Annotated in this window: 19 protein-coding genes and 1 tRNA gene; 9 read left to right on the plus strand and 11 right to left on the minus strand. The window is 62.3% G+C overall.

Going from position 1 to position 22,204, the window contains the following annotated elements; genetic code table 11:
• Window positions 1–115: 115 nt before the first annotated feature.
• Entirely contained in the window at window positions 116–799 is a 684-nt protein-coding gene (locus RFM98_RS25325; protein ID WP_320311373.1) for a Crp/Fnr family transcriptional regulator, read from the minus strand.
• Window positions 800–1,393: 594 nt separating this feature from the next.
• On the opposite strand from RFM98_RS25325, the gene RFM98_RS25330 reads away from it, so the two are divergent.
• The 3 genes from RFM98_RS25330 to RFM98_RS25340 all read left to right on the plus strand — a co-directional run bounded on the left by RFM98_RS25330 (window position 1,394) and on the right by RFM98_RS25340 (window position 6,864).
• Window positions 1,394–5,068, plus strand: coding sequence for a S8 family serine peptidase (locus RFM98_RS25330; protein WP_320311350.1), 3,675 nt, complete (start codon window positions 1,394–1,396; stop codon window positions 5,066–5,068).
• The gene (locus RFM98_RS25335; protein WP_320311351.1) at window positions 5,061–6,584 is read left to right on the plus strand and encodes an MBL fold metallo-hydrolase; all 1,524 of its coding nucleotides are present in this window, start codon (window positions 5,061–5,063) and stop codon (window positions 6,582–6,584) included. Before RFM98_RS25330 ends, RFM98_RS25335 begins: the two co-directional genes overlap by 8 nt.
• A gap of 109 nt (window positions 6,585–6,693) precedes the next feature.
• Window positions 6,694–6,864 (plus strand): hypothetical protein, encoded by a 171-nt coding sequence (locus RFM98_RS25340; RefSeq protein WP_320311352.1) that lies wholly within the window; start codon window positions 6,694–6,696, stop codon window positions 6,862–6,864.
• Between the two features lie 31 nt (window positions 6,865–6,895).
• Here the strand turns inward: RFM98_RS25340 and RFM98_RS25345 are convergent, their stop codons facing one another.
• On the minus strand, window positions 6,896–7,057 hold the full coding sequence (locus tag RFM98_RS25345) for a hypothetical protein (protein ID WP_320311353.1): 162 nt from the start codon (window positions 7,055–7,057) through the stop codon (window positions 6,896–6,898).
• A gap of 92 nt (window positions 7,058–7,149) precedes the next feature.
• Between RFM98_RS25345 and RFM98_RS25350 the strand changes: the two genes are divergently transcribed.
• A complete protein-coding gene (locus RFM98_RS25350) occupies window positions 7,150–8,136 on the plus strand; it encodes a DUF4062 domain-containing protein (RefSeq protein ID WP_320311354.1) in 987 nt (328 codons plus the stop codon).
• A gap of 146 nt (window positions 8,137–8,282) precedes the next feature.
• On the opposite strand, the gene RFM98_RS25355 is transcribed toward RFM98_RS25350, so the two are convergent.
• The 3 genes from RFM98_RS25355 to RFM98_RS25365 all read right to left on the minus strand — a co-directional run bounded on the left by RFM98_RS25355 (window position 8,283) and on the right by RFM98_RS25365 (window position 9,963).
• Window positions 8,283–8,954: a hypothetical protein gene (locus RFM98_RS25355; protein ID WP_320311355.1), complete on the minus strand. Its 672-nt coding sequence runs from the start codon at window positions 8,952–8,954 to the stop codon at window positions 8,283–8,285.
• 125 nt (window positions 8,955–9,079) lie between these two features.
• Window positions 9,080–9,154 (minus strand) — tRNA-Val (locus tag RFM98_RS25360).
• Window positions 9,155–9,282: 128 nt separating this feature from the next.
• Window positions 9,283–9,963: a phosphoglycolate phosphatase gene (locus RFM98_RS25365; RefSeq protein WP_320311356.1), complete on the minus strand. Its 681-nt coding sequence runs from the start codon at window positions 9,961–9,963 to the stop codon at window positions 9,283–9,285.
• Between the two features lie 154 nt (window positions 9,964–10,117).
• Here RFM98_RS25365 and rpiA point away from each other — a divergent pair, with 154 nt between their 5' ends.
• The 4 genes from rpiA (at window position 10,118) to RFM98_RS25385 (ending at window position 14,107) form a co-directional block, all read left to right on the plus strand.
• Window positions 10,118–10,849 (plus strand): ribose-5-phosphate isomerase RpiA, encoded by a 732-nt coding sequence (rpiA, locus tag RFM98_RS25370; RefSeq protein ID WP_320311357.1) that lies wholly within the window; start codon window positions 10,118–10,120, stop codon window positions 10,847–10,849.
• On the plus strand, window positions 10,836–11,435 hold the full coding sequence (locus RFM98_RS25375) for a DUF2059 domain-containing protein (RefSeq protein ID WP_320311358.1): 600 nt from the start codon (window positions 10,836–10,838) through the stop codon (window positions 11,433–11,435). The genes rpiA and RFM98_RS25375 overlap by 14 nt, the downstream gene beginning before the upstream one ends.
• A gap of 117 nt (window positions 11,436–11,552) precedes the next feature.
• Window positions 11,553–12,941 carry a glutathione-disulfide reductase gene (gene gor / locus RFM98_RS25380; protein ID WP_320311359.1) on the plus strand — a complete coding sequence of 463 codons (1,389 nt, stop codon included), beginning with the start codon at window positions 11,553–11,555 and terminating at the stop codon, window positions 12,939–12,941.
• Window positions 12,942–12,961: 20 nt separating this feature from the next.
• On the plus strand, window positions 12,962–14,107 hold the full coding sequence (locus RFM98_RS25385; protein ID WP_320311360.1) for a serine hydrolase domain-containing protein: 1,146 nt from the start codon (window positions 12,962–12,964) through the stop codon (window positions 14,105–14,107).
• Between the two features lie 83 nt (window positions 14,108–14,190).
• Here RFM98_RS25385 and RFM98_RS25390 read toward each other — a convergent pair whose 3' ends face one another.
• From RFM98_RS25390 to RFM98_RS25415, 6 genes are all read right to left on the minus strand, one after another.
• A complete protein-coding gene (locus RFM98_RS25390) occupies window positions 14,191–14,364 on the minus strand; it encodes a hypothetical protein (protein ID WP_320311361.1) in 174 nt (57 codons plus the stop codon).
• A 9-nt stretch (window positions 14,365–14,373) separates the two neighbouring features.
• Entirely contained in the window at window positions 14,374–15,738 is a 1,365-nt protein-coding gene (gene mgtE / locus RFM98_RS25395; protein ID WP_320311362.1) for a magnesium transporter, read from the minus strand.
• A gap of 276 nt (window positions 15,739–16,014) precedes the next feature.
• Window positions 16,015–17,904: an ABC transporter ATP-binding protein/permease gene (locus RFM98_RS25400; protein ID WP_320311363.1), complete on the minus strand. Its 1,890-nt coding sequence runs from the start codon at window positions 17,902–17,904 to the stop codon at window positions 16,015–16,017.
• Between the two features lie 357 nt (window positions 17,905–18,261).
• Entirely contained in the window at window positions 18,262–18,477 is a 216-nt protein-coding gene (locus RFM98_RS25405) for a hypothetical protein (protein WP_320311364.1), read from the minus strand.
• Window positions 18,478–18,571: 94 nt separating this feature from the next.
• Entirely contained in the window at window positions 18,572–19,252 is a 681-nt protein-coding gene (locus RFM98_RS25410; RefSeq protein ID WP_320311365.1) for a DsbA family oxidoreductase, read from the minus strand.
• Between the two features lie 39 nt (window positions 19,253–19,291).
• Window positions 19,292–21,112 carry an extracellular solute-binding protein gene (locus tag RFM98_RS25415; RefSeq protein ID WP_320311366.1) on the minus strand — a complete coding sequence of 607 codons (1,821 nt, stop codon included), beginning with the start codon at window positions 21,110–21,112 and terminating at the stop codon, window positions 19,292–19,294.
• A 295-nt stretch (window positions 21,113–21,407) separates the two neighbouring features.
• On the opposite strand from RFM98_RS25415, the gene RFM98_RS25420 reads away from it, so the two are divergent.
• On the plus strand, window positions 21,408–22,028 hold the full coding sequence (locus RFM98_RS25420; RefSeq protein ID WP_320311367.1) for an invasion associated locus B family protein: 621 nt from the start codon (window positions 21,408–21,410) through the stop codon (window positions 22,026–22,028).
• Window positions 22,029–22,204 lie beyond the last annotated feature (176 nt).

Genomic DNA, 22,204 nt, shown 5'->3' on the forward strand with positions numbered 1-22,204 from the left:
GCTCAGGGCAGTTCATCGTTTCGCGGCGAAGCGACCGAAGGCCACGGCGGAGTCGCCGAGGACGCTACGGCGAAGTCGCCGAGACAGCTACGGCGAAGTCGCCGAGCTTGATTGCTCAGTCGTCGTCCTGCGAATCGGCGATCTGGTTCAGCGCAGCGGTGTTGATGATGCGCAGCCCGCCGCGCTTGATGGCGATCATCTGCCGGCTGCGCCAGTCGTTGAGCGTCTTGTTGACCGATTCGCGCGTCGCGCCGAGGAATTCGCCGAGCTCCGATTGTGAAATCGGAATCCAGCCGGCGGAGTCGGCCATGACGCCGCTCAGGAACACCAGCCGCTTCGCCAGCCGGGCCTCGATGCCGAAAAAGGCCTGGTCGCCCAGCTCGCCGCTGACCCAGCGCAGCCGCGTGCACAGCAATTCGATCATCGCGCGCGCAAGAGGCGGGTTTTTCTCAATGCGGTCAAAGAGTTGTGTCCGGCTCAGCGACACCAGCTCGCACGCCGTCAGGCAGATGGCGGTTGCCGTGCGCGGCCGCCCGTCCAGCGCCCCGATCTCGCCGACAAGGCTGCGCGACAGCTCGATATTGGCGACCAGCTTCTGCCCGCCGGGCGAATAGATCGAAATCTCGACGGTGCCGCTTATCACGCCATAGATGCGGTCGGAGGCATCCTCCTGGACAAACAGGTGCTGGCCGGCGGCATAGCGCTCCAGTTTGCAGCCGCCGAACAGCAGGTCGAACTGGCGCGGGTCGATGCGCGCCAGGCGCGGCAGGTTCCTGTCGTCCGCGCCGTTTGTAGCCATGATACGATTCCGCCTCTCGTTAAGCGGAAATTGTAGGACAAGTGCGTGCTCGATCAAAGTGTCGTCTCCTTCTGTGGTGGCTGACCGAGTTCGGCGGGTGGCTGACGGAAATTCGAACGTCACGCCTGTCGCGTCGAAAATGGCTAAGCCGGCAAACTATCAGGAGACCGGGCGCACTGGCGGGCACGGGCCGATCCTTCGAGAACGCCGTCCGCGCGCTTGGGTGGGAGGTACCCAGCGCGCAGACAGCAAATCTGAAAATGGCTAGGTGATCAAAATTCCTTCTTGAGAAACCGCATCCATTGCAGTCCGGAAGCAGTCTTCGGACACTGTAATCAGCTCAAGCCGTTGCTGCCTCCGTTGCAATATCTGCGCGCAAACCCTGTTTGGCGTATGTGAAGACGCTCACAGATATGGGTGTCGGGCAGAGCGATTGTAATTTTTGAAATGTATGCTTCATGCCTCGACCAATCTTTGCTTTGAAGACGGCATGATTGCCTGATCGGCAAAGAGATCAATCGAAGTATGGCGGGAACCTTGGCTTGACTGCAGCGGACGGTCGGCGCCATGGTTCCCGTTGGGGGAGGGCACGCCATGGCAGCCGCGAAGGGACTCCTTGTAAAGGTTCGTGGCGACGGCGCGAGGCTCTCGGTGCGAGGCGGGCCGCCCCGGATTGGCGGGATCGAAGCCGAACCGATACTCACTCTCCCGCCTGGCGCCGCCGCAAGTCCGGCCGCGGCCGCGGATCGCGGCGCCACCTGGCTGCGGTTGGCGACGGACGCCGCCGATTCAGACAATCCCTGGGATCACGCCCACGACGTTGTCGCCCAGAACCCGGCCCTGGCGGCCGCGGGCGCGGAAGTGCTCGCGATCGAACCCGATATCCTGCAGCAATGGGATTACAAGGACAGCGGCGGCGATCGCGGCATGGCGGCAAGTGCTGCTCCGGCATGCACCTTCGACGAACAGGATCCGAGCGGTGGGCAGGCAACGGTACCGGGTAGGGTCGCCTGGAATGCCGCACCGGACTTCAGCCAGCTCGCGGCGGCGCGCAACAAGGTGGGCGCCAAGCAGGCCAACATCACCATCGCCCATCTCGATACCGGTTTCGATCCGGGCCATCAAACCATTCCGTCCGGGCTTCTTGCTGCGCAGCAGCGCAATTTCGTCGACGACGGGACCGGGCCGAACAATGCGACCGACCACGCTCCGGCCGGCACGCTGACCAGCAACCGTGGCCATGGCACCGGTACGCTCAGCCTGCTTGCCGGCAACAAGCTCGACGGCACCTCGCCGCACTGGCCGGGCTTCAACGATTACGTCGGCGGCGCGCCAATGGCGAAGATACTGCCGGTGCGCATCGCCGACTGGGTGGTGCGGCTGACCACCGGCACCATGGTGCAAGGCATCGACTACGCACGCCAGCAGGGCGCGCAGGTATTGTCGATGAGCATGGGCGGTCTCGCCTCGCTGGCTCTGGTCGACGCCGTCAACCTTGCCTACGACCACGGCGTCGTCATGGTCACGGCGGCCGGCAACAATTTCACCATCACGCCACGCAGCATCGTCTATCCCGCGCGCTACAACCGGGTGCTGGCCGCCTGCGGCGTGATGGGCGACGGGCGCGCCTATGCCGGGCTCGCCTTCGGCACGATGCAGGGCAATTACGGGCCGCCTTCGAAGATGGACACGGCGATTGGAGCCTACACGCCGAACGTGCCCTGGGCCGAGATCGACTGTCGCAAGATCGTCGACATGGACGGCAGCGGCACGTCGGCCGCGACGCCGCAGGCCGCGGCCGCGGCCGCTCTCTGGCTGGCCGAGCATTGGGACGTGGTGAAGAATTATCCTCAGCCGTGGATGCGCATCGAGGCGGTACGCAAGGCCTTGTTCGCCAAGGCCTTGAAATCGACAGCCAAGATGAATGCGACGGAGACAAAGGAGAAGATCGGGCAAGGCGTGTTGCGGGCCTTCGACGCGCTGGATTTCCTGCCGCCGGCGGCGAACAGTCTGACGAAGCTCGCGCCCGCCACCTACACATGGAGCTGGCTGGACTTGCTGACGGGAGGGAACTCGTTGGCGGCGCCACCTCCGGCGACGCTTCGGCAGCGAATGATGTTTGCGCTGGAACTGACGCAGATGGCGCAAGGCACGGTGGCAATCGAACAGGCGATCGCCGACCCGGATGGCGATCCGGGCAAGGTTTCGGCCGCGGCACGCAACCGCTACCTCGAAGCGGCGCTCGACCAGGGCAAACCGTCGAAGCCGCTCAAGGCCTTTCTGGAAGGGTGGCTCGGCCGGCCGGGTGTCGTCGCGGCCGTTGCCGCGCCGGTCATTGGCCCTGCGCCGGCCATCAGGCGCAAGCCGCGCCCGCTGCCGCCGCCGCAACGGCGCCTGCGCATCTACGCGCTCGACCCATCGGTCGCCAAGCGGCTGGATTCGGTTTCGGTCTACCAGGCGACGCTTGCAGTGCCGTGGGATGACGAGCCGGCGACCGACAGGCCGTTGCTGCCGGGCCCGATCGGCGAATATCTCGAAGTGGTCGATGTCGACCCTGCGTCCGACCGCGTCTACGACCCGGTCGATCTCAACGACAAAGTGCTTTTGGCGCAGGACGGCCTGCCGCCTTCGGAGGGCAATCCGAAATTCCACCAGCAGATGGTCTACGCGGTCGCCATGACCACGATCGGCCATTTCGAGCGTTCGCTTGGCCGACGGGCATTGTGGGCGCCGCACTATGCCGAGGCTCCCGGCCGCAGCGGCGACATGACGGTGAAGGCGCATTATGTGCCGCGCCTGCGCATCTATCCGCATGCGTTGCGCGCCGAGAATGCCTATTACAGCCCGGAAAAGAAGGCGCTGCTGTTCGGCTATTTCCCGGCGACCAGCAATGAGGGCGACGTCACCACGCCAGGGACGACGGTGTTTTCGTGCCTGTCCAGCGATATCGTCGCGCATGAGATGTCGCATGCGCTGCTCGACGGGCTGCATCGCCGCTTCCAGGAGGCGTCCAACCCCGATGTACCGGCATTCCACGAGGCCTTCGCCGACATCGTCGCGCTGTTCCAGCATTTTACGCTGAAGGAACTGGTCAGCTTCGAAATCGGCAAGGCGAGGGGCGAATTGTCGGCCGCCTCGCTGCTTTCCGGCATCGCCAGGCAGTTCGGCGAAGGCAGCGGCAGGGCCGGGCCGTTGCGCGAATATGGCGGCGCCGGCATGGCCGATATCGACTACGACAAGACCTTCGAGGCCCATGACCGCGGCTCGATCCTGGTCTTCGCCGTTTACCAGGCCTTCCTGGCGATCGCCGACCGGCGGACCGACGACCTGATCCAGCTTGCCACAGGCGGCTCCGGTATCCTCCCGGCAGGAACCCTGCATCCGAGCCTGGTCGAGCGCCTGACCGACGAGGTCGCCAAGACCGCCAGGCAGATGCTGACCATGTGCATCCGCGCGCTCGACTATTGCCCGGCCGTCGATATCACCTTCGGCGAATATCTGCGCGCGCTGATCACCGCCGACCGCGACGCTTATCCCGACGACCCGCTCCATTACCGCTTGGCCTTCCTGGAATCGTTTCGCAAATGGAAGCTCTTGCCGCGCGACGTTCGCACCATCTCGGAAGAGACGCTCGCCTGGAGCGCGCCGGAGGACCCGTCGCCGGTCTGGCTCAAGGGGCTGCTCAGCAAGATCGACCTCGGCTGGAACCAGAAATTGAAGCGGGCCGAGATTTTCGTGCTCAACGACAAGAACCGCTACGCGCTGTGGAAGGCGATGCACAAAACCTTCGCCGCCGATCCGGACCTCTACAAGCAATTCGGCCTGCTGCCGGATCTGCCGCGCTATAATGAGGACGGCACGGTCATGCATGCGCCCAAGAAAGGCGAGACGACCTTCGACATCTACAGCGTGCGCCCGACGCGCCGCGTCGAGCCGGACGGCTCGTTTCGCGTCGAGGTCATAGCGGTCATCCAGCAGCGCATTCCGGTCTCGTTCGACGGTACGGCGATGCCGCAAGGCATGACCAAGGGCGACGGCTTCTTCTGGTTCCGCGGCGGCGCCACGATCATCATCGACCCGCGCGAGGGTTTCGAGGAGATCCGCTACTCGATCATCAAGAATACCGGCAGCGCGGACCGGCAGAAGCGTCAGGCTGGGACGATGGCGGCCAACTATCTGTCGCCGCTCAGGGCACTCTATTTCGGCGGCGAAGTGTCGGAGCCCTTTGCCTTGCTGCATGCCAGCGATGGAGACGACGACCATGTCTAGAAAGCCGGCGACGAGGACAAGGCCGGCAAAAGCGGCCGCCGGGGTAGCGCAGGCTGCGGGCGTCACAGTGCGGCATTATTGCCAGGGCATCGGCGATTGCCATTTGCTCACGTTCAGCAAGCCTGACGGAACGCCTTTCCGCATGCTGATCGATTGCGGCATCCATGTTTCGATCACGGGCGGCCCGACGCTGGTCGGCGACATCGTCACCGACCTGAGGAAAGAGACCGGGGGCAAGATCGACATTCTTGTCGTCACCCACGAACACTGGGACCATGTCTCCGGGTTTCTGACCGCAAAGGACCTTTTCAAGGACTTTGTCGTCGCCGATGTCTGGATGGCATGGACCGAGAATCCCGCCGACACCGAGGCTGCGGAACTCGATAAGTTCAAGAGCCAGGCGCTCGCCGCGCTGCAAGGCGTGGGCCAGAAGCTCGACGGGATGCAGGGGCTCAGCTCCTACATGGCCGGCGTCCGCGACGGCCTGCAGTCCGTGCTGGGCTTCCAGTTCGGCGCCGCCGGCGAGCGGGTGCGCTCGGCCCGCGACGCGGCGGCGAAGCTTTCGCGAAAACCATCACCGACCTATTTCGAACCTGGCGGGCCGCCAGTGTCGATCGACGGGCTGCCCAACCTTCGCGTCTACGTGTTAGGCCCGCCGCGCGACAAGGCGGCGCTGCGGCTGGAGGAGAAGGCGAGCGAGATGTTCCCGCTGGCCAGTGGCGGCCCGTTCGCGCGGGCGCTGACGAGCGGCCTCAAGATGAACGACGCGGCCGACGCCAATTATGTCGATGAACTCAGTCCGTTCGAACGCAATGTCGGCACGCCGCTTTCCGCGGCGCTCACCGGCGACAAGGGCAGTGACCCGGCCATCGACGTCGGCACCTATGTCCGCAAGCATTATTCGGGGCCGGTTTCGGCCGCGGCGTCCATGGAAGACCGCGACCAGTCCTGGCGGCGCATCGACGCCGACTGGATGGGGATCGCCGCCGACCTTGCCTTGCAGCTCGATCGCGGCGTCAACAACACCAGCCTGGTGCTTGCCTTCGAATTCATCGACAGCGGCCGGGTGTTGCTTTTCCCGGGTGACGCCCAGATCGGCAACTGGCTGAGCTGGAAGGACCTGAAATGGCCGGTGGGGCAGGGCACCGTCACATCTGCCGATCTTCTGGCCCGCACCGTCTATCTCAAGGTCGCCCATCACGGCAGCCAGAACGCCACGCCGCAGAAACAGGGTTTTGATCTGCTGACGAGCGCCGACCTGTCGGCCTTCATCCCGACCAACAAGGTCGACGCGGTGAAAGTGCACTGGGGCGAGATGCCCTATGACGGCATCCTGACCGCGCTCGAGACAAAGACCAAGGGCCGCGTCATCCGCGCCGATGATGCGTGGCTGGCCGACAAGAACGGCAAGCCCGCCTTTGCCGCGCCGTCCGGTTCGATCCTGGCCGTGCGCAGCGTGCCGCGCGATGCTGCCCGAGGACCGGGCGGGCTCTGGGTCGAGGTCGATCTGGTCTGAGCATCGCGAATCTCGCCACCGGGCCGATTGCGAAAAATCGAAAACCGATCTATGGAGCAATCGGCCGAATGAGGGCGGCCGTTCAACTTACTCCGTAGGTCGCCGCCCCATGCCCGATGCATTCTCACGCGTCATCGCCTTCCTTGCCGTGGTCACGGCCCTGCTGTTTGCCGGGCTGCATTTCCATCAAGGCCACATCATCGCCACGCTCTACTTCATGACCGGCGCCATCCTGGTGACGGCCGTGACGCGCATGAATGTGAGCCGGGGGCTGATCTAAAGCGTTCTTAAACAAGCTGCTGTTGGGTCGGTCAGTCCGCCTTGTCGCCCGCAGGCATTGCGGAAACGTCCATCCACATCGCGCCCACGGCATGACCATCGGGATCAGCAAGGTCTCGAGTGTACATAAACCCATGATCTTCAACTGGATTGATGTCAGCTGTGCCGCCGTTCGCAGCAGCTGCGGCGGCCATCGCATCGACCGCGCAATTCTTATGCAGCCCCGCCTGGGGAGACGTATGTTTGGCCGAATCGGGTAGGCTAAACTCCGGCGTCGGAGGCTTTGATGGACGTAAAATATCAGATCTTTGTCAGCTCGACTTTCGTCGATCTTGAGGACGAGCGCAGATCAGTTATCGAGGCCATTTTGAACATGGGCCACATCCCCGTTGGGATGGAAGCGTTCCAAGCCAGCGACGACAGTCAATGGGACTACATCAAGCGCCGGATTGACGAGAGTGATTACTATCTGGTGGTGGTTGCCGAACGGTACGGCTCGGAACTGCACGGCAAAAGCTACACCCAGATGGAATATGAGTATGCCGTGAAAAAGCACGTTCCGGTGGCTGGGCTGCTTTTGGACGGCAATACGCGGAAAACCTGGCCGTCGGATAAGGTGGAATACAAGAAAAAGGCGAAGGTTGAGAAATTTCGCCAGCTTTGCGAGAAGAAGACGGTTAAATACTGGCGAGGTGCCGATGATCTCGGTGCCAAGGTTCAGCTGGCCCTAAATGAGCTTTTTCGCACAAAACCACGGACAGGCTGGATACGCGCCGACAAAGTTCCGTCTTCCAACGTTTTAGATGAATTGGCTAAGCTTTCCGAGGAGCGGCGTTCGTTGCAGGAGAGGGTTGAGGAATTAACGGCGGACGACAAACTGATTATTCCCAACGACTATGTATGGCGTATCCGGCGCTTGGAAGAGAGCAGCATCGAAAGCGTCCTTTCCTGGGCCGAGGATAACGAAGTTAAGGCTCTCCTGGATCTGTTTTTAGACTTGGACTCCGTTTTGGTACGAGATCCCGACACGGATGACCTCGTTGAGCATTTTCGAGACTTTGAGAATTACCAGCTCGAAGATTACGAGGTCGAATTGGTGATGAACGAATACGTGAAACACGGATTGCTAGATACGAAAACCTATTTCGACAGCACCGCAAAACCGATTATCGGCTACAAACTGTCTGACAGGGGGACGCAGTTCCTAATGTATGCGACCGAGTGGAAGTCGCGCACAAAAGCATCCCCTGAGGGTGTGCCATCGGATAGTTGATTCATCGATGCGGTCAGACCTTCAGGTCATCCCTTGACCCGCCCTCAGCCTCTACGCGGCCAGCCCACTTCGGCGTGGCGTCTCGACCAGTCCAGGCGTTTCCCTTGTCGCCCGGAGCGTCGAGTCCATCCGGCCCAGATTTTGCGCTAGGCCGAACGGTCACGAGGGAGTTGCCTAATCAATGGCTCGCATTGTTGCTCGATGTGTTCGACCATTAGAATAAAGCTCTCCCGCGCTCTTGCGACATAAGCAGCGTCGATTGTGGTGAGAACCTTGCCGGTGTTGTCTTTTCCATCGCGGTGAACACAGTGGTGGCGGTTCACCATGGCGTCTTTCATCACCCTTTCGGAGGCCGGGTCTGTGAAAATCTCAACGTCCAACGCGACCCTGTAAAGCTTCGCAACCAGCTCCAACTCATGGTACATCAGGCTCTTGAGATAAGAGGCAATTTTTTCGGTCACTAGCCCTGGATTGCCAACGATGGCTTCAAGTGGGAATGACTGCCCCTTGAGAGGCTGGTGACCAAGAACCAATTTCTTCGCAACGTCTGGGAAATTCGTCACAAGCGTAATGAGACGGTCGGCGAGGTATGCCTCAACCATGGCAACGCGCTGCACAAGCATCATTCGGTGGAATGCTGGGTAGCTATCGAGATGGCGTGCATCTTCAGCGAGTTCATCAAGTTGCTGACCTGAATGTGTGTATCGCAGAGCTGGCTCGTCCGGGACATAGTTTCTTAGATAATGCCAGTACTCGTAGTCGGAGTCGTCAGCGGCGGCCTGCTGTTCCTCCATCCACATTTCCTTGACGCGGCCCATACAGATCTCCCAGCTTTCTCTATGCTGTTCACCCGAATGAAACCGGCTGCGCGCCAGTTACGCGCCAGCGCCAGCTTTCACGATTCCACTGAAGCCAAATCATCTAACCAATTCGCGAAAGTAGATGGTGGGCGATGCAGGGATTGAACCTGCGACCCCACCCGTGTGAAGGGTGTGCTCTCCCGCTGAGCTAATCGCCCGCCCTGGGCCCGAAGGCCGAAGCGAGCCGCGATATAAGGGAGGCGGGTGCGCGAAGTCAAGGCGATGTGCCAACCTTATCCCGCGGATCGGTTTGCGGATTTCTTGGCGGCCTGATCCGGGCGGTCGCTCAGCGCGCCGCAGCGATCAGCCTCTCGGCAAGGTCCGGCGTCAGCGTGTCGAAATGCGAGACCACCATGGTGGGCTCGAATTCGCGCACATGGCGGTCGGTGTAGCCGAAATCGACCGCGACGACTGGAATGCCGGCGGCCTTTGCGGTGTCGATGTCGGTCTGCGAATCGCCGACCATCAAGGCGTTTTCCGGATCGCCGCCGGCCAGCCTGATCGTCTCGGTCAGATGGCGCGGGTCGGGCTTGCGGAAGGCAAACGTGTCCTGGCCGCAGATCGCGCCAAAGTAATTTGACAGGCCGAGCGCGCCGATCAGCGCCACGGAATTGGCTTCGTATTTGTTGGTGCAGACCGCCATCAGGTAGCCGGCGGCCTGAAAACGATCGAGCGCGGCAACGACGCCAGGATAAGGGCGAGACTTGCCGGGAATGTTCAGCGTGTAATGGTCGAGGAACAGTTTCAGCAGCCGGTCGTGTTCTTGCGCCACCAGCGCCTTGTTCTGCGCGGCATGCGCGCGTTCGATCATGACGCGGCCGCCATGGCCGACGAAGCGCCGGAAGCCTGCCTCGTCGACGGCGGCAAGATCGCTTGCCGCCAGGCTGTGATTGAGGCTGTCGAGCAGGTCGGGTGCCGTGTCGACCAACGTTCCGTCGAGGTCGAACACGATGATCGGTTGGGTCATGGCCTGTCCTGCAGCGGTTGATGTGCCGCAGCCGATACAAGCTGCGCGGTGGTCAAGCAAGCAGCCTCGATCGGTCCACAGGCAGAGCCTTTGACGCGACAGGCAAAAATGCTAGGAGGCGCGCCACACCAGCGAAACCGGGACAAGAGCGGCTATGGATGCAAGGCAGTTGAAGGTCGAGGCCGCGCGGGCGGCGCTCGCCCATGTCAGCAGCGGCATGCGGCTCGGCATCGGCACCGGCACGACCGCCGACGAGTTCGTCCGGCTGTTGGCCGAGAAGGTCGCGACCGGCCTCAAGGTCATCGGCGTGCCCACATCCGAGCGCACCGCGGCGCTCTGCCGCGAGCTTGGCGTGCCGTTGTCGACGCTGGAGGAAACGCCTGAGCTCGACCTCACCGTCGACGGCGCCGACGAGGTCGACCCGGCGCTGACGCTGATCAAGGGCGGCGGCGGCGCGCTCTTGCGCGAAAAGATCGTCGCGGCGGCGTCCGAGCGCATGATCGTCATTGCCGACAAGTCCAAGATGGTCGGGACTCTCGGCCGGTTCCCATTGCCGATCGAGGTCAACAAATTCGGCCTGCGCGCCACCGAGATCGCGATCGGCGCGGCGGCGTCAAGCCTCGGCCTCGCCGGCCCGGTGACATTGAGGATGACGGGGGGGCAGCCATTTGTTACAGACGGCGGCCACTTTATCCTCGATGCATCTTTTGGCCGCATTCCGGATACAAGAGCGCTTTCGAATGCTCTCTTCGCCATTCCAGGCGTCGTCGAGCACGGTCTATTCATCGGGCTGGCGTCAGCGGCCATCATCGCCGGCGGCGACGGCATCCAAACCGTCCATGCCGCCCGAAAACCAGGGAGTTCTACCGACCATGATGTTGCATAAACGGGTTCGTCGCCTTTCGATGTTTCTGGCGGCCTCGGCCGTCCTTGCGCTGTCCTCGCCGGCGTTTGCGCAGGATGTGAGCGAATCGCACCTCAAGGCCGCGCGCGCCGCGGTGATCGCGATCCACGCGACCGACCCCTTCGACAACATCCTGCCGCAGGCGGCCGCAGCGCTCGAGCAGCAGCTGATCCAGAAGAATCCCGACATGCAGGAACTGATCGGCAAGACCGTGACCGAGAAGGCGCTCGGCCTTGCTTCGCGGCGCGCCGACCTCGAAAAGGAAGCCGCGCTTGCCTATGCCAAGGTGTTCTCCGAGAAAGACCTCAACGATATCGCGGCCTTCTACAGCTCCGATGCCGGCAAGAAGCTGCTGGACAATGGCCCCGCAGTGACGCGCGACCTCGTTAAGGCCGCCGACATCTGGCAGAACGGCGTTGCCCGCGATCTCGCGCAGCAGGTTGGAGAGACCCTTGCGGCCGCCGCCAAGGCCGCGGCGCCGGCAGCGCCGGCTCCGGACGCCACCGCGCCCGCCGATGGTTCTGCTCCTGCCGACAATTCGGCCCCGGCGGACGGTTCGCAGAACTGATCCCATCGACCGGCCGATGGCCGCTGGACCACGAAGCCCGGGTTTGCCCGGGCTTTTCTTTTGCCGCTTTGCAGCCTACCTGTGACCCATCTTTTTCATCCGCAGGAGCCTATCGCGATGGCCGGTTATGACTATGATCTGTTCGTCATCGGTGGCGGCTCCGGTGGCGTAAGAGCCGCCCGGGTGGCGGCGGCTCTCGGCAAGCGCGTCGCTGTTGCGGAGGAGTACCGCTTCGGCGGCACCTGTGTCATCCGCGGCTGCGTGCCGAAGAAGCTCTATGTCTATGCCTCGCAATTTCCCGAGCATTTCGCCGACGCCGCCGGCTATGGTTGGACGGTGCCCGAAGCGAGCTTCGACTGGCAGACGCTGGTCGCCAACAAGGACAAGGAAATCGCGCGGCTCGAAGCGATCTACAAGAGGAATGTCGAGGGCTCCGGCGGCGAGACGTTTCACTCGCGCGCCGTGCTGGTCGACCGGCATTCCGTTTATCTGGTTGCCGAGGATCGCACTGTCAGCGCCGACCAGATCCTGATCGCCACCGGTGGTCGGCCGGCGGCTCATCCGGCGCTGAGCGGCCATGAATATTGCATCTTCTCCAATGAGGCTTTCGATCTCAAGGAATTGCCAAAGGCGATCATGATCGAGGGTGGCGGGTACATCGCCGTCGAATTCGCCAACATTTTCCATGGCTTGGGCGTGGAGACCACACTTGTTTACCGCGGCCAGGAGATCCTCAGCCGCTTCGACATGGACCTGCGCCGCTCGCTGCACGAGACGATGGAGAAGAAGGGGATCAGGATCCTTTGTCCGGCGGTTTCCGAGTGGGTGCGCAAGAACCCGGAAGGCAGGCTGGATGTGCTGTTGTCCTCCGGCCAGACGCTGACGGTAGACCAGGTCATGCTCGCGATCGGTCGCATCCCCAACACGGAGAATATGGGGCTCGAAGGCGTCGGCGTGGAACTCGGCAAGACGGGCGCGATCGTGGTCGACCAATATTCGCGCACCAACCTCGACAATATCTGGGCGATCGGCGACGTCACCCATCGCGTGCAGCTGACGCCGGTCGCCATCCACGAGGCGATGTGCTTCATCGAGACCGCCTTCAAGAGCAATCCGACCGCACCGGACCACGACAACATTCCGACGGCGGTGTTCTCGCAACCGGAGATCGGCACAGTCGGCCTGTCGGAAGACGACGCGATCAAGCGGTATTCGGACATCGAGATCTATCGCGCATCCTTCCGCCCGATGCGGCACACCCTGTCCGGCCGTGACGAGAAGATGCTGATCAAGCTGGTGGTCGACGGCTCGACAAGGAAGGTGTTGGGCGCCCATATCCTCGGGCCGGACGCCGGCGAGATGGCGCAGCTTCTCGGCATCCCGCTGAAGGCGGGGCTTACGAAGGACGATTTCGACCGCACCATGGCCGTGCATCCGACGGCGGCCGAAGAGCTGGTGACGATGTACAAGCCGACCTATCGCGTGAAGAACGGCGAACGCGTCTAGACTTGGCCCTGGAGCTGACCATGTCTGCCGGCCCACTCGACCGCGATTTCGGCCAGCGCATCGACCGCGTTGTCGATGCCGCCATCGAGGAGCAGCGCGTCGTCGGCGGTGTGATCATGGTCGCACAGCACGGCGACACGCTCTATCGCCGCGGCTTCGGGCTTGCCGACCGGGAACAGGGCAAGCCGATGGCGGAGGACGCCATTTTCCGGCTGTCCTCTGTGACCAAGCCGATTGTCGCCACCGCGGCGCTGGCTTTGGCCGAGGCCGGCCGGTTCGCGCTTCACGATCCGGTCTGCAAATTCGTCCCCGAGTTCCGCCCGAGGATGCCGGACGGCGAAGAGCCGGTGATCACGGTCCGACAGTTGCTGACGCATACGGCTGGCCTCGCTTATGGCTTCGCCCAGCCGGCCGGAAACGCCTATGAGCGCGCCCAAGTGTCGGACGGACTGGATCAGCCGGGACTATCGATGGCCGACAATCTGGCACGCATCGCTTCGGTGCCGCTCGCCTATGCGCCGGGGACACGCTGGGCCTATTCGGTGGGGATGGACGTGCTTGGCGAGGTCATGGCCAGGGCAGCGGGAATCTCGTTGCCGGGTCTTGTCGATCGCCTGATCGTCGAACCGCTCGGCATGAGCGACAGCGGCTTTGTCGTGCGTGACGAGAAGCGTTTGGCAACCCCGTACGCTGACGATCAGTCCGCGCCCGTGAGAATGGGCGAGCATCATCTCGTGCCTTTCGGCGACGGCCAGATCTCGCTGGCCCCGGCGCGCACCTTCAACCCTGCATCCTTTGCTTCAGGCGGCGCCGGCATGAACGGCACCGCCGGCGATGTGCTGAAAGTCCTCGAAACGGTCCGAACCGGAGGAGGGCCTGTCGTTCGCCCGGAAACCGCCAAGGCGATGACGGCCGATGCTATAACGGGCATCGAGACGACAAGGGCCGGCTGGGGCTGGGGGCTGGGCTTTGCCGTGCTGCGCGACCCGGCTGCCGCGCAGACTCCGCAGGCCGTCGGCACGTGGCGCTGGGGCGGTGTCTATGGTCATTCCTGGTTCGTCGATCCGACGCGCGATCTGACGGTGGTGCTGCTGACGAACACGGCGATTGCCGGCATGGCCGGCGCCTTTCCCGATGCGGTGCGGGACGCGATTTACGGCGTCTGAGCCAAGGTGGAAGCCGCCGCCGGATAGGGCGGTTAATGCATGTCGCCCAGAAGTGTGCAGCGGTTCTGGGACAACGACATGCATCAAAACAAAGACTTAAAGCGCGTCGCCTGAATCCGGTTCAGCGCGACGCGCTTTAGAAGAAACCGCTCCATCTCTTTCTTTTGTCGCAATTCCTGACGGAAGGCTACGGCGAAGTCGCCGAGCCCAACCGCTTCGCACTTTTCCTGGAATTGCTCCGGTGCCGGCGGCGACAAGCCCCAAGCCTAAAGCAGCGTGCCGCGCAGGATCACCAGCGCGACCGAGAAATAGATCACCAGCCCGGTGACATCGACCAGCGTGGCGACGAACGGCGCCGAGGCGCTCGCCGGGTCGAAGCCGATGCGCTTCAGCGCGAAGGGCAGCATCGAGCCCGACAGCGAGCCAAAGGTGACGATGCCGATCAGTGCCGCTGCCACCGTTGCAGCGATCAGCATCCAGTGCGGGCCGTAGTCGTAAAAGCCGAAATACTGCCACAGCGTGATGCGGCAGATGCCGACGACGCCAAGGATCGAGCCCAGCACCAGGCCGGTCGGCAGCTCGCGCAATGCCACCCGCCACCAGTCGCCCAGGCCGATTTCGCGCAGCGCCAGCGCGCGGATGACCAGCGAGGTCGCCTGCGAACCGGAATTGCCGCCGGAGCTCATGATCAGCGGGATGAACAGCGTCAGCACGATCGCCTTCTCCAGCTCGCCTTCATAGCTCTGCATGGCGTTGGCCGTCAGCATCTCGCTGAGGAACAGCGCGCAGAGCCAGCCGGCCCGCTTCCGGATCATGGCGAGGAAGCCCATCCTCATATAGGGCTCGTCGAGCGCCTCCATGCCGCCGAAGCGATGCACGTCCTCGGTCGTTTCCTCGATCATCGTGTCGATGATGTCGTCGACGGTGACGATGCCGAGGATTCTGCCGTGGTCGACGACCGGCAGTGCGAGCAGGTCGTATTTGGAAATAGTCTGCGCCAGGTTCTCGCGATCGGTGAGCGGCGTCACCGTCACCGGCATGCGATCGGGCGCCACTGACAGGATCGAATCCTCCGGATCGCCGGTGATGAGCCGACGCAATCCGATCGAGCGCAGCAGAAGTTGCGTCTCCGGGTCGACGATGTAGATGGCATAGATGGTTTCGCGCGTGCGCTCGACCTTGCGGATGTAGTCGAGCGTGCGCCCAACGGTCCAATCGGAAGGCACGCTGACGAATTCCGTCGTCATGATCGATGCTGCGCTGCCCTCCGGATATCCCAGAATGGAAAGCAGTGTCGCGCGCAGCGACGGGGCAAGCGCGCCAAGCAGCTCCGAGCGGGCCGGTTCATCCAGCTCGCGCAGAATATCGGCCGCGCGGTCGACCGACATGGCGGTCAAAAGCTTGCTCGCCTTCGGGCGCGGCAGGGCTTCAGCAAGCTCGGGTGCTGCTTCGAGCTCCGGTTGGTCGAAAATCTCGACAAGCCGCTCGAACGGCACGGCGCAAAGCAGCTCGATGGCTGTCTCGCGGGGTTCGTGGTTGAGCGCTTCGACGACGTCGGCGACGTGATCGTTGGCAAGAACACGGGCGACGGCTACGCCTTCGTCGTCCAGTACGGGTGCGAATTCGTTCATGGCTCACTCCTTGCCGTCCGGCAGGACGTGAGCCGTCAGGTCACGTCAGGGCGGACGGCGGTTGCGTTCGACTGTGACTGTCGCCAGGCATGGCGGTTGACCTTTCTGCTCGCGGGTTCGAGTTTGAATTCTGCGAGCGGGCGCAACATAGGAGCGCTTTTTGTCGAGTCAATCGTCAAAAGCTCGGAAATCGGGTGAGGGGAGGTCGGATCGCGAGACTGTGATCGGCAGCCGCCGCAGCCAAGCCATGGAGCAGGTAAAAGCTTGGCCTGATTGCTATTTCTGCTTCAGCCGGCGGAAACGCAGCCACTTGTCCTCGACCGGCCGCGGCTGAGCGAGGATGGTGGTGAGTTCGCGCGGCAGGATGGGAGCAAGCGGCTTCTTGGTGGCGATACCATCGGCGATCGAAACCACGCTGTGATAGAATTCCTCGCCAGCGAGCGAGCGCGGTGGCACCGCCTCGTGCATCACGCTGATCACAGTGACATTGGGGCAATTGTCCTTGATCGCCTGGTGGAAGGCAATCTTGCCCTCGGGATCGAGCGCGCCGGTCGCCTCGTCGAGGAAGAGCAGCCCCGGCTGCTGCAGGATGATGCGCGCGACCACCAGCTTCTGCTTCTGGCCACCCGAGAGCACCTGGTCCCAGATCTTGCCTTCGCGGCTCTCGTCGGCCAGGTGTTCGATGAAGTCGCCGAGACCGGCCTTGTGCAGCGCCGCGGCCACTTGCGTGTCGCTGTGATCGCTTTCGGAGCCCGGCAGGCAAACGAGCTGCTTCAGCGAAACCTGCTGCAGTTTGACCTCCTGAGCGGCATAGAAATTCGTCACGCCTTCGGGGAACACGATGGTGCCACGGCCATAAGGCCAGAGGCCATTGATCGCCTTGATCAGCGAAGTCTTCCCGCAACCGGATTCGCCCTTGAGGAAGGTCCACTCGCCACGGCGGAAGCGCAAATTGGCGGCGCCGAGGAAGGGCGTTGCGTCCTCGCCCTGATGGGCGAGTTCCAGTTTCTGGATGGTCAGGCCGAACACCGGGTTCTGCGTTGCGTAGCTGAAGTCCGAGCGACCGGTTTGCTGATAGAATTCCCGCGGACGCTGGACGTTCTCGATGGCGTTGGCGAGTTCGGTCACACGCTGGCTGTTGGCTCGAAGCGTTGCGATAGCCGGCATCACATGGATGAACCACGAGCACTGGCTGATCAACTGGGCGACCATTTCGGAGCCGGTGATGTAGCCTTTGTAGTCCAGGCGGTTGTGGATGAACGATACAAGGCCCGGAGCGTAGGCAACGATACGGGCGCCGACGAAGTTGTAGATCAGCTCGAACGACGTGTAGCTGGTGTTGACGACGTTGAGCCGGCTCCATGTTTTGTCGATATCGACATAGAGCCGGTCGTGCATTGACTTTTGCACGCCCTCGCCATGCGAGGCGGCGACGTGGAAGCTGCGGCGCAGGAACGTAATCAGTTCGCTGCGGTAGCTGCCTTCAGCCTGCTGCATGCGAACATTGAGCCGCTCGAGCAGGCGCCCGAGCTTGACCGCGATCCAGGTGTTCAGCGGCACGTAAATTGCGACGGCAAGGAAAGCCAGCACCGCGGTGCCGTAGCTGCCCAGGAATTCCAGGCCTTTGACCTCGACCGAGGACCCGATCAGGTTTTCGCCGATGAAATAGAGCGAAGTCGCCACGCCCAGCACGCCCATGGCCAGACCGATTGCGCCGCCTGTCATGTCCTTGATCGATTCCTGGATGCGCTGGTCGATGTTATCAGGCGCGACGATACCACCGGCCGCCGAGCCATGCTGGGCATGGAAATGCGTATGGTTGCCGTCGAGAAGGGCCTGGTTGAACTGGCTGTTCAGCCAGCCGCGCCATTTACGATGCAAGGTCGTTGAAACGAGATTGCGTATGCCGGTGAACCCGGCGTCCTTCAGCACAACCAGCAGCACCAATATGCCGGCATTGGTCAGAATCGTTTCCAGCGGGTGGGTGTTGGCGGCGTCATGGAGGAAGGCGATCGAATTGCCCAGCTCGCCTAGCGCCACGGCAAACCAGACGCCAGCCTTGCTGGACAGAGCGGTCAGGAGCGCGATGACGAGGGTGAGCGTCCAGGCTTCCTTCCACCGGTCGGAGAACCAGTAGGCTCGCATCAGCCCCCAGAATGTACGCATCGACGATACCGGCGTCGAGGACGAGGTCTTTGCCTCGTTGGTCGTTTGCTCCGGTACTGTACGTCGCGGTCTACCGACCCGAATCACGATCCCGCCCAAATCCTTCTTAGTTATGTTACATAAGGTAACACCAATTGATCATTTTCCATTAATTTTCTGCCGGCGAATGTGAATAGGGTTACCCGCCGTGGCGCGAGGGCAACAGAAAGGCTGTGCCAAGGGGCCGTCGATCGCGCTGATTTCGCCTTTCATTCCAGCGCATTAGAAGTGATTGCGCCGGCCAGAGGCGGCCTTCCCTTGGGGAAGCAAAAAACACGGGTTTGTGAACGAAAAATTGGTGTCCGCGGGTCGGGATGGCTACTGCGCGGTGACCGGAATGACCGAAAATCTACCGCCGGTGAGCTCTTCAGGCTTGCCCGTTTCGTCTTTTCCGGAGGCGCTGAAATGACCCGAAATTGTCTTGCTGGCGGCGTCGTATTTGTCGATGACGATCTCACCGCCGCCGAAACGGACATGGCCGACCATGGCGCCGGAATCGAGAAGGTTGAAGTCGGCGCCGTTAGCGATGGCCACGGCTTCTTCCTCAGCAAGGCCAAGGTAACCGTGAAGTAGGCGCGTAATTCCAGGAAACCGTGCGGCGGTTTCCGGGATTGCGCGGAAGGAACACTCAGTTCGCGGTTTCCAGCTCGCCGCGCGCCTTGGCCTGGGCGACCTGGCGGATGGCGTCGGCAAGCGTGTCGGCATCTTGCGCGCCCATCACCGCGTATTTGCCTTCGAGCAGGAAGCAGGGCACGCCGGTGATGCCCATGCGCGAAGCGGTGGCGATCTCGTTGCGGACGGCCTCGACATCGGCGCCGGTCGGCAGCAGCGTCTCGACCACCGATGCATCCATGCCGGCCTCGCCGGCGGCCTTCACCAGCACGGCATGGTCGCCGATATTGGCGCCTTCCTCGAAGTTCAGCTGGAAAAGGCGGCGCACCAGCCGGTTCTGCACGTCCTCGCCGGCGGCGCCCGCCCAGCGGATGACGCGGTGAGCATCCAGCGTGTTGGCGGCGACCTTGATGGCGGCAAATGCAAAATGGATGCCCTCGGCTTCGCCGAGCGGCTCGATGCGCGCGTGGATCTGCTGGATGCGTTCCTCGCTGCCGAACTTGCCGAGCATACATTGGCGGCGATCCATGCCGCCATGAGGGATGGTCGGATCGAGCTGGAATGGTCGCCAGCTGACATGCACCTCGATATCGCCTGCGGAGGCTATGGCCTTGTCCAGGCGCTTTTGGCCGATGAAGCACCAGGGACAGACGACATCGGACACCACATCGACGGTGATGGAGTTCTCGGCGCTCATGCTCGTCTCCTGTTTGGTCTCGGCCGGATTGTGCTTGCGTCAGTTGGGCTTTCGCCACCAGGTCGGCAGCTGATAGCCGAATATGGGAGTCTTTTGCGGATGTTCCAGATAGTTCCAGTAAGCCAGCCACTGCTGCGTGTTGTATTGCATCGGCACGATATAGTTGCCTGAGATCAGCAGCCGGTCGAGAACGCGGACCGCGGCGACGTAGTCTTCCTTGGTTCGGGCGTTCAGCATCGCGTCGATCGCGGCGTCGATGGCCGGATCGGCAACGCCGGCGAGATTGAACGATCCTTCCGTTTTGGCGGCAACCGATCCCCAGCGCCCGAGTTGCTCGCTGCCGGGCGACAGCGAATTGCTGAAGCCGCTGGTGCCGATCAGCACTTCGAAGTCGTAACGCTGCTTGCGCGACTGGATCTGGTCGCCGTCGAGGGTGCGGATACCGACGTCGACGCCAATCTTTTCAAGCGTGCGTTGGTAGATGGATGCCAGCCGCTCTTCATCTTGCGATGAGGTCAGGATCTCAAAGCCGAAGGGGCTGCCCTGAGGGTCGAGCATCTTGCCGTCCTGCACGCGGAAGCCTGCGCTCTTCAGCAATTCGAAGGCAGTCTTCAATACCTTGCGGTCCTGGCCAGAGCCGTCGGTAACCGGTGGCCGCCAGGTGCCGTCCATAACGTCGGGCGGCACGCGGCCGGGGTAGGGCGCAAGCAACGCCTTTTCGCGATCGTCGGCCGGATGGCCGAGCGCGGAAAGCTCGGAATTCTGCCAGTAGCTCATGGTGCGGTTGAACTTGCCGCCGAACAGGTTCTTGTTCGCCCATTCGAAGTCATAGAGCATGCCGAGCGCGCGCCGTACGACCGGGTCGGCGAATTTCGGCAGCCTGGTGTTGAACAGGAAGCCGGTCACCACCGGGGGGATGCCAGTGTTGAAATATTCTTCCTTCACATCGCCCCTGCGGAAGGCCGGAAAATCAATGTCGCGCTCGCGCTTGACCGGATCGCTCTCGTCGTCGAGGGCGCAGATGCCTTTCTTGAACGCTTCCGTCTTGGCATTGGCGTTGAGAAAATACTCGATAGTGATCCGGTCGAAATTGTCGAAGCCGCGCTTCGAAGGCACGTCCTTGCCCCAATAATCAGGATTGCGCTTGAAGACGATGCGTTGCCCCGGCTGCACCTTGTCCACCGTGTAGGGCCCGCTGCCGATCAGCGGCTTCAGCGTGGTCTTGTCGAAAGTCTCCTTGTCGAAGGCGTGCTTGGGGATGATCGGCGTCAGCGCCACGATCAACGGGAATTCCCGATTGGCCTTGTCGTTGAAGGTGAATTTCACGCTGTGCTCGCCGGTCTTTTCGAGCTTGGCGATCATGCTCATGCGATCGCTGTAGGGCGGGCGGCCCTTGTCGGTGAAGACGTCATAGGTGAACAGCACGTCTTCGGGCGTGACCGGCTGGCCGTCCGACCATTCGGCATTGGGATTGAGATGGAACTCGATGCTCTTGCGCTCCGGATCCATGTCGGCGCTGTCGGCCAGCAGTCCGTAGAGGCTGAAGGGCTCGTTGTAATTGCGCTGCATCAGCGGCTCGAAGACGAGATTGCCGTAAACAGTATCGATCATGCCCCGCGCCGTGGTGCGCAGGCTTTTCAGGATGAACGGGTTGAGATTGTCGAAGGAGCCGACCACGCAATAGGTGACGTTTCCGCCTTTCGGCGCGTCCGGATTGACGTAATCGAAATGCTGGTAATCGGGCGGCAGCCCCGGCTCGCCTTGCATGGCTATGCCGTGCTTCGGCTCCGACTGTGCCGGAAGCAGCGTAAAAGCCAGAAACGAGGTCGCGGCGATCAGCCGAACGAGAACGCGGTCCATGACCGTCTCCTTGCCGGGCGGCTTTGTGATTCGCCATGCACCCTAGAGCATTTCGTTACCCGATTGAATCGGCGCGCCAATGGGAATCGGGTTCAACGGACGCATCGCCAATCGACGCCCGCGCCGGGGACACGAAACCGCGAAGAAATCGCGGAAACCGGGCTGGATTCGGCGCCGTTGGCAGTGTAACACGCCCCCCGAAGTCATCCTGTTGCCTCATTTGGGCAACAGGTAGCTGGACCACACGGCACGAAGAAGCCGGTCCCCGGGATCATTTGAGAGGAAAGTGCACCATATGACGATCAACGCGTACCGCCTTTCGGTGCTGGCCGCAGGCGTGGTCGGCGTTCTGGGCGCCGGGCTTTTCACCGCCTCGGCTCAGCAGCAGCCGCAGATCCCTCAGGGTTGGTTCAAGGCCTGCACCAAGCAGGAAGACGTCGATATCTGCAATGTCCAGAACATCGTCACCGCCGGCAACGGCCAGCTCGTCACCGGCGTCAGCCTGATCGAGCTCAAGGGCAAGGTGAACCGCAAGGTCTTCCAGGTCACGGTCCCGACCGGCCGTCTTATTCCTCCGGGCATCGGCCTGCAGATCGATGGCGGCAAAGCGCAGAAGCTTGACTATGTGATCTGCTTCCCGGATCGTTGCGTCGCCGAAGTGCCGCTGACGGACCAGATCGTGGCGTCTTTCAAGAAGGGACAGGCGATCTCGTTGACTTCGATCAACTTCCAGAACCAGCCGAACCCGATCAAGATCGCGCTCACCGGCTTCAGCGGCGCCTATGATGGCCCGCCGCTGCAGCAGTCGGACATCGAGGACCGGCAGAAGAAGCTGCAGGACTTCGTCGCCAAGAACAACCAGGACTTCGCCAAGAAGCTCAAGGACGAGCAGGACAAGGCCAAGACCGCTAACTGATCGCCGGAGCAACCTCCGGAAAACAAAAAGCGGGGCAATTCGCCCCGCTTCAGACTGCTGACAAACCCCTGGCGTTAGCCGGGGGTTTTTGATTCACTGGGTCATGTTGAAGCGACCCGCCCCCGAACAGACCGCCCTTGAGATGGTGACGTTGGACCAGCTGGTCCCGGGTGATC

Origin of the sequence: Mesorhizobium australafricanum (assembly GCF_033977265.1) — a bacterium.
Lineage (GTDB): Bacteria > Pseudomonadota > Alphaproteobacteria > Rhizobiales > Rhizobiaceae > Mesorhizobium > Mesorhizobium australafricanum.

Bases quoted from the DNA above. Each gene is read 5' to 3' on its own strand.
- RFM98_RS25355 (WP_320311355.1), bottom strand. From the start codon at position 8,954: ATGGGCCGCGTCAAGGAAATGTGGATGGAGGAACAGCAGGCCGCCGCT.
- RFM98_RS25420 (WP_320311367.1), top strand. From the start codon at position 21,408: ATGACGATCAACGCGTACCGCCTTTCGGTGCTGGCCGCAGGCGTGGTC.
- RFM98_RS25330 (WP_320311350.1), top strand. From the start codon at position 1,394: ATGGCAGCCGCGAAGGGACTCCTTGTAAAGGTTCGTGGCGACGGCGCG.
- RFM98_RS25365 (WP_320311356.1), bottom strand. From the start codon at position 9,963: ATGACCCAACCGATCATCGTGTTCGACCTCGACGGAACGTTGGTCGAC.
- RFM98_RS25340 (WP_320311352.1), top strand. From the start codon at position 6,694: ATGCCCGATGCATTCTCACGCGTCATCGCCTTCCTTGCCGTGGTCACG.
- RFM98_RS25335 (WP_320311351.1), top strand. From the start codon at position 5,061: ATGTCTAGAAAGCCGGCGACGAGGACAAGGCCGGCAAAAGCGGCCGCC.
- RFM98_RS25385 (WP_320311360.1), top strand. From the start codon at position 12,962: ATGTCTGCCGGCCCACTCGACCGCGATTTCGGCCAGCGCATCGACCGC.
- RFM98_RS25415 (WP_320311366.1), bottom strand. From the start codon at position 21,112: ATGGACCGCGTTCTCGTTCGGCTGATCGCCGCGACCTCGTTTCTGGCT.
- RFM98_RS25410 (WP_320311365.1), bottom strand. From the start codon at position 19,252: ATGAGCGCCGAGAACTCCATCACCGTCGATGTGGTGTCCGATGTCGTC.
- RFM98_RS25325 (WP_320311373.1), bottom strand. From the start codon at position 799: ATGGCTACAAACGGCGCGGACGACAGGAACCTGCCGCGCCTGGCGCGC.
- RFM98_RS25350 (WP_320311354.1), top strand. From the start codon at position 7,150: ATGGACGTAAAATATCAGATCTTTGTCAGCTCGACTTTCGTCGATCTT.
- rpiA (WP_320311357.1), top strand. From the start codon at position 10,118: ATGGATGCAAGGCAGTTGAAGGTCGAGGCCGCGCGGGCGGCGCTCGCC.
- RFM98_RS25375 (WP_320311358.1), top strand. From the start codon at position 10,836: ATGATGTTGCATAAACGGGTTCGTCGCCTTTCGATGTTTCTGGCGGCC.
- RFM98_RS25345 (WP_320311353.1), bottom strand. From the start codon at position 7,057: ATGGCCGCCGCAGCTGCTGCGAACGGCGGCACAGCTGACATCAATCCA.
- RFM98_RS25400 (WP_320311363.1), bottom strand. From the start codon at position 17,904: ATGCGTACATTCTGGGGGCTGATGCGAGCCTACTGGTTCTCCGACCGG.
- mgtE (WP_320311362.1), bottom strand. From the start codon at position 15,738: ATGAACGAATTCGCACCCGTACTGGACGACGAAGGCGTAGCCGTCGCC.
- gor (WP_320311359.1), top strand. From the start codon at position 11,553: ATGGCCGGTTATGACTATGATCTGTTCGTCATCGGTGGCGGCTCCGGT.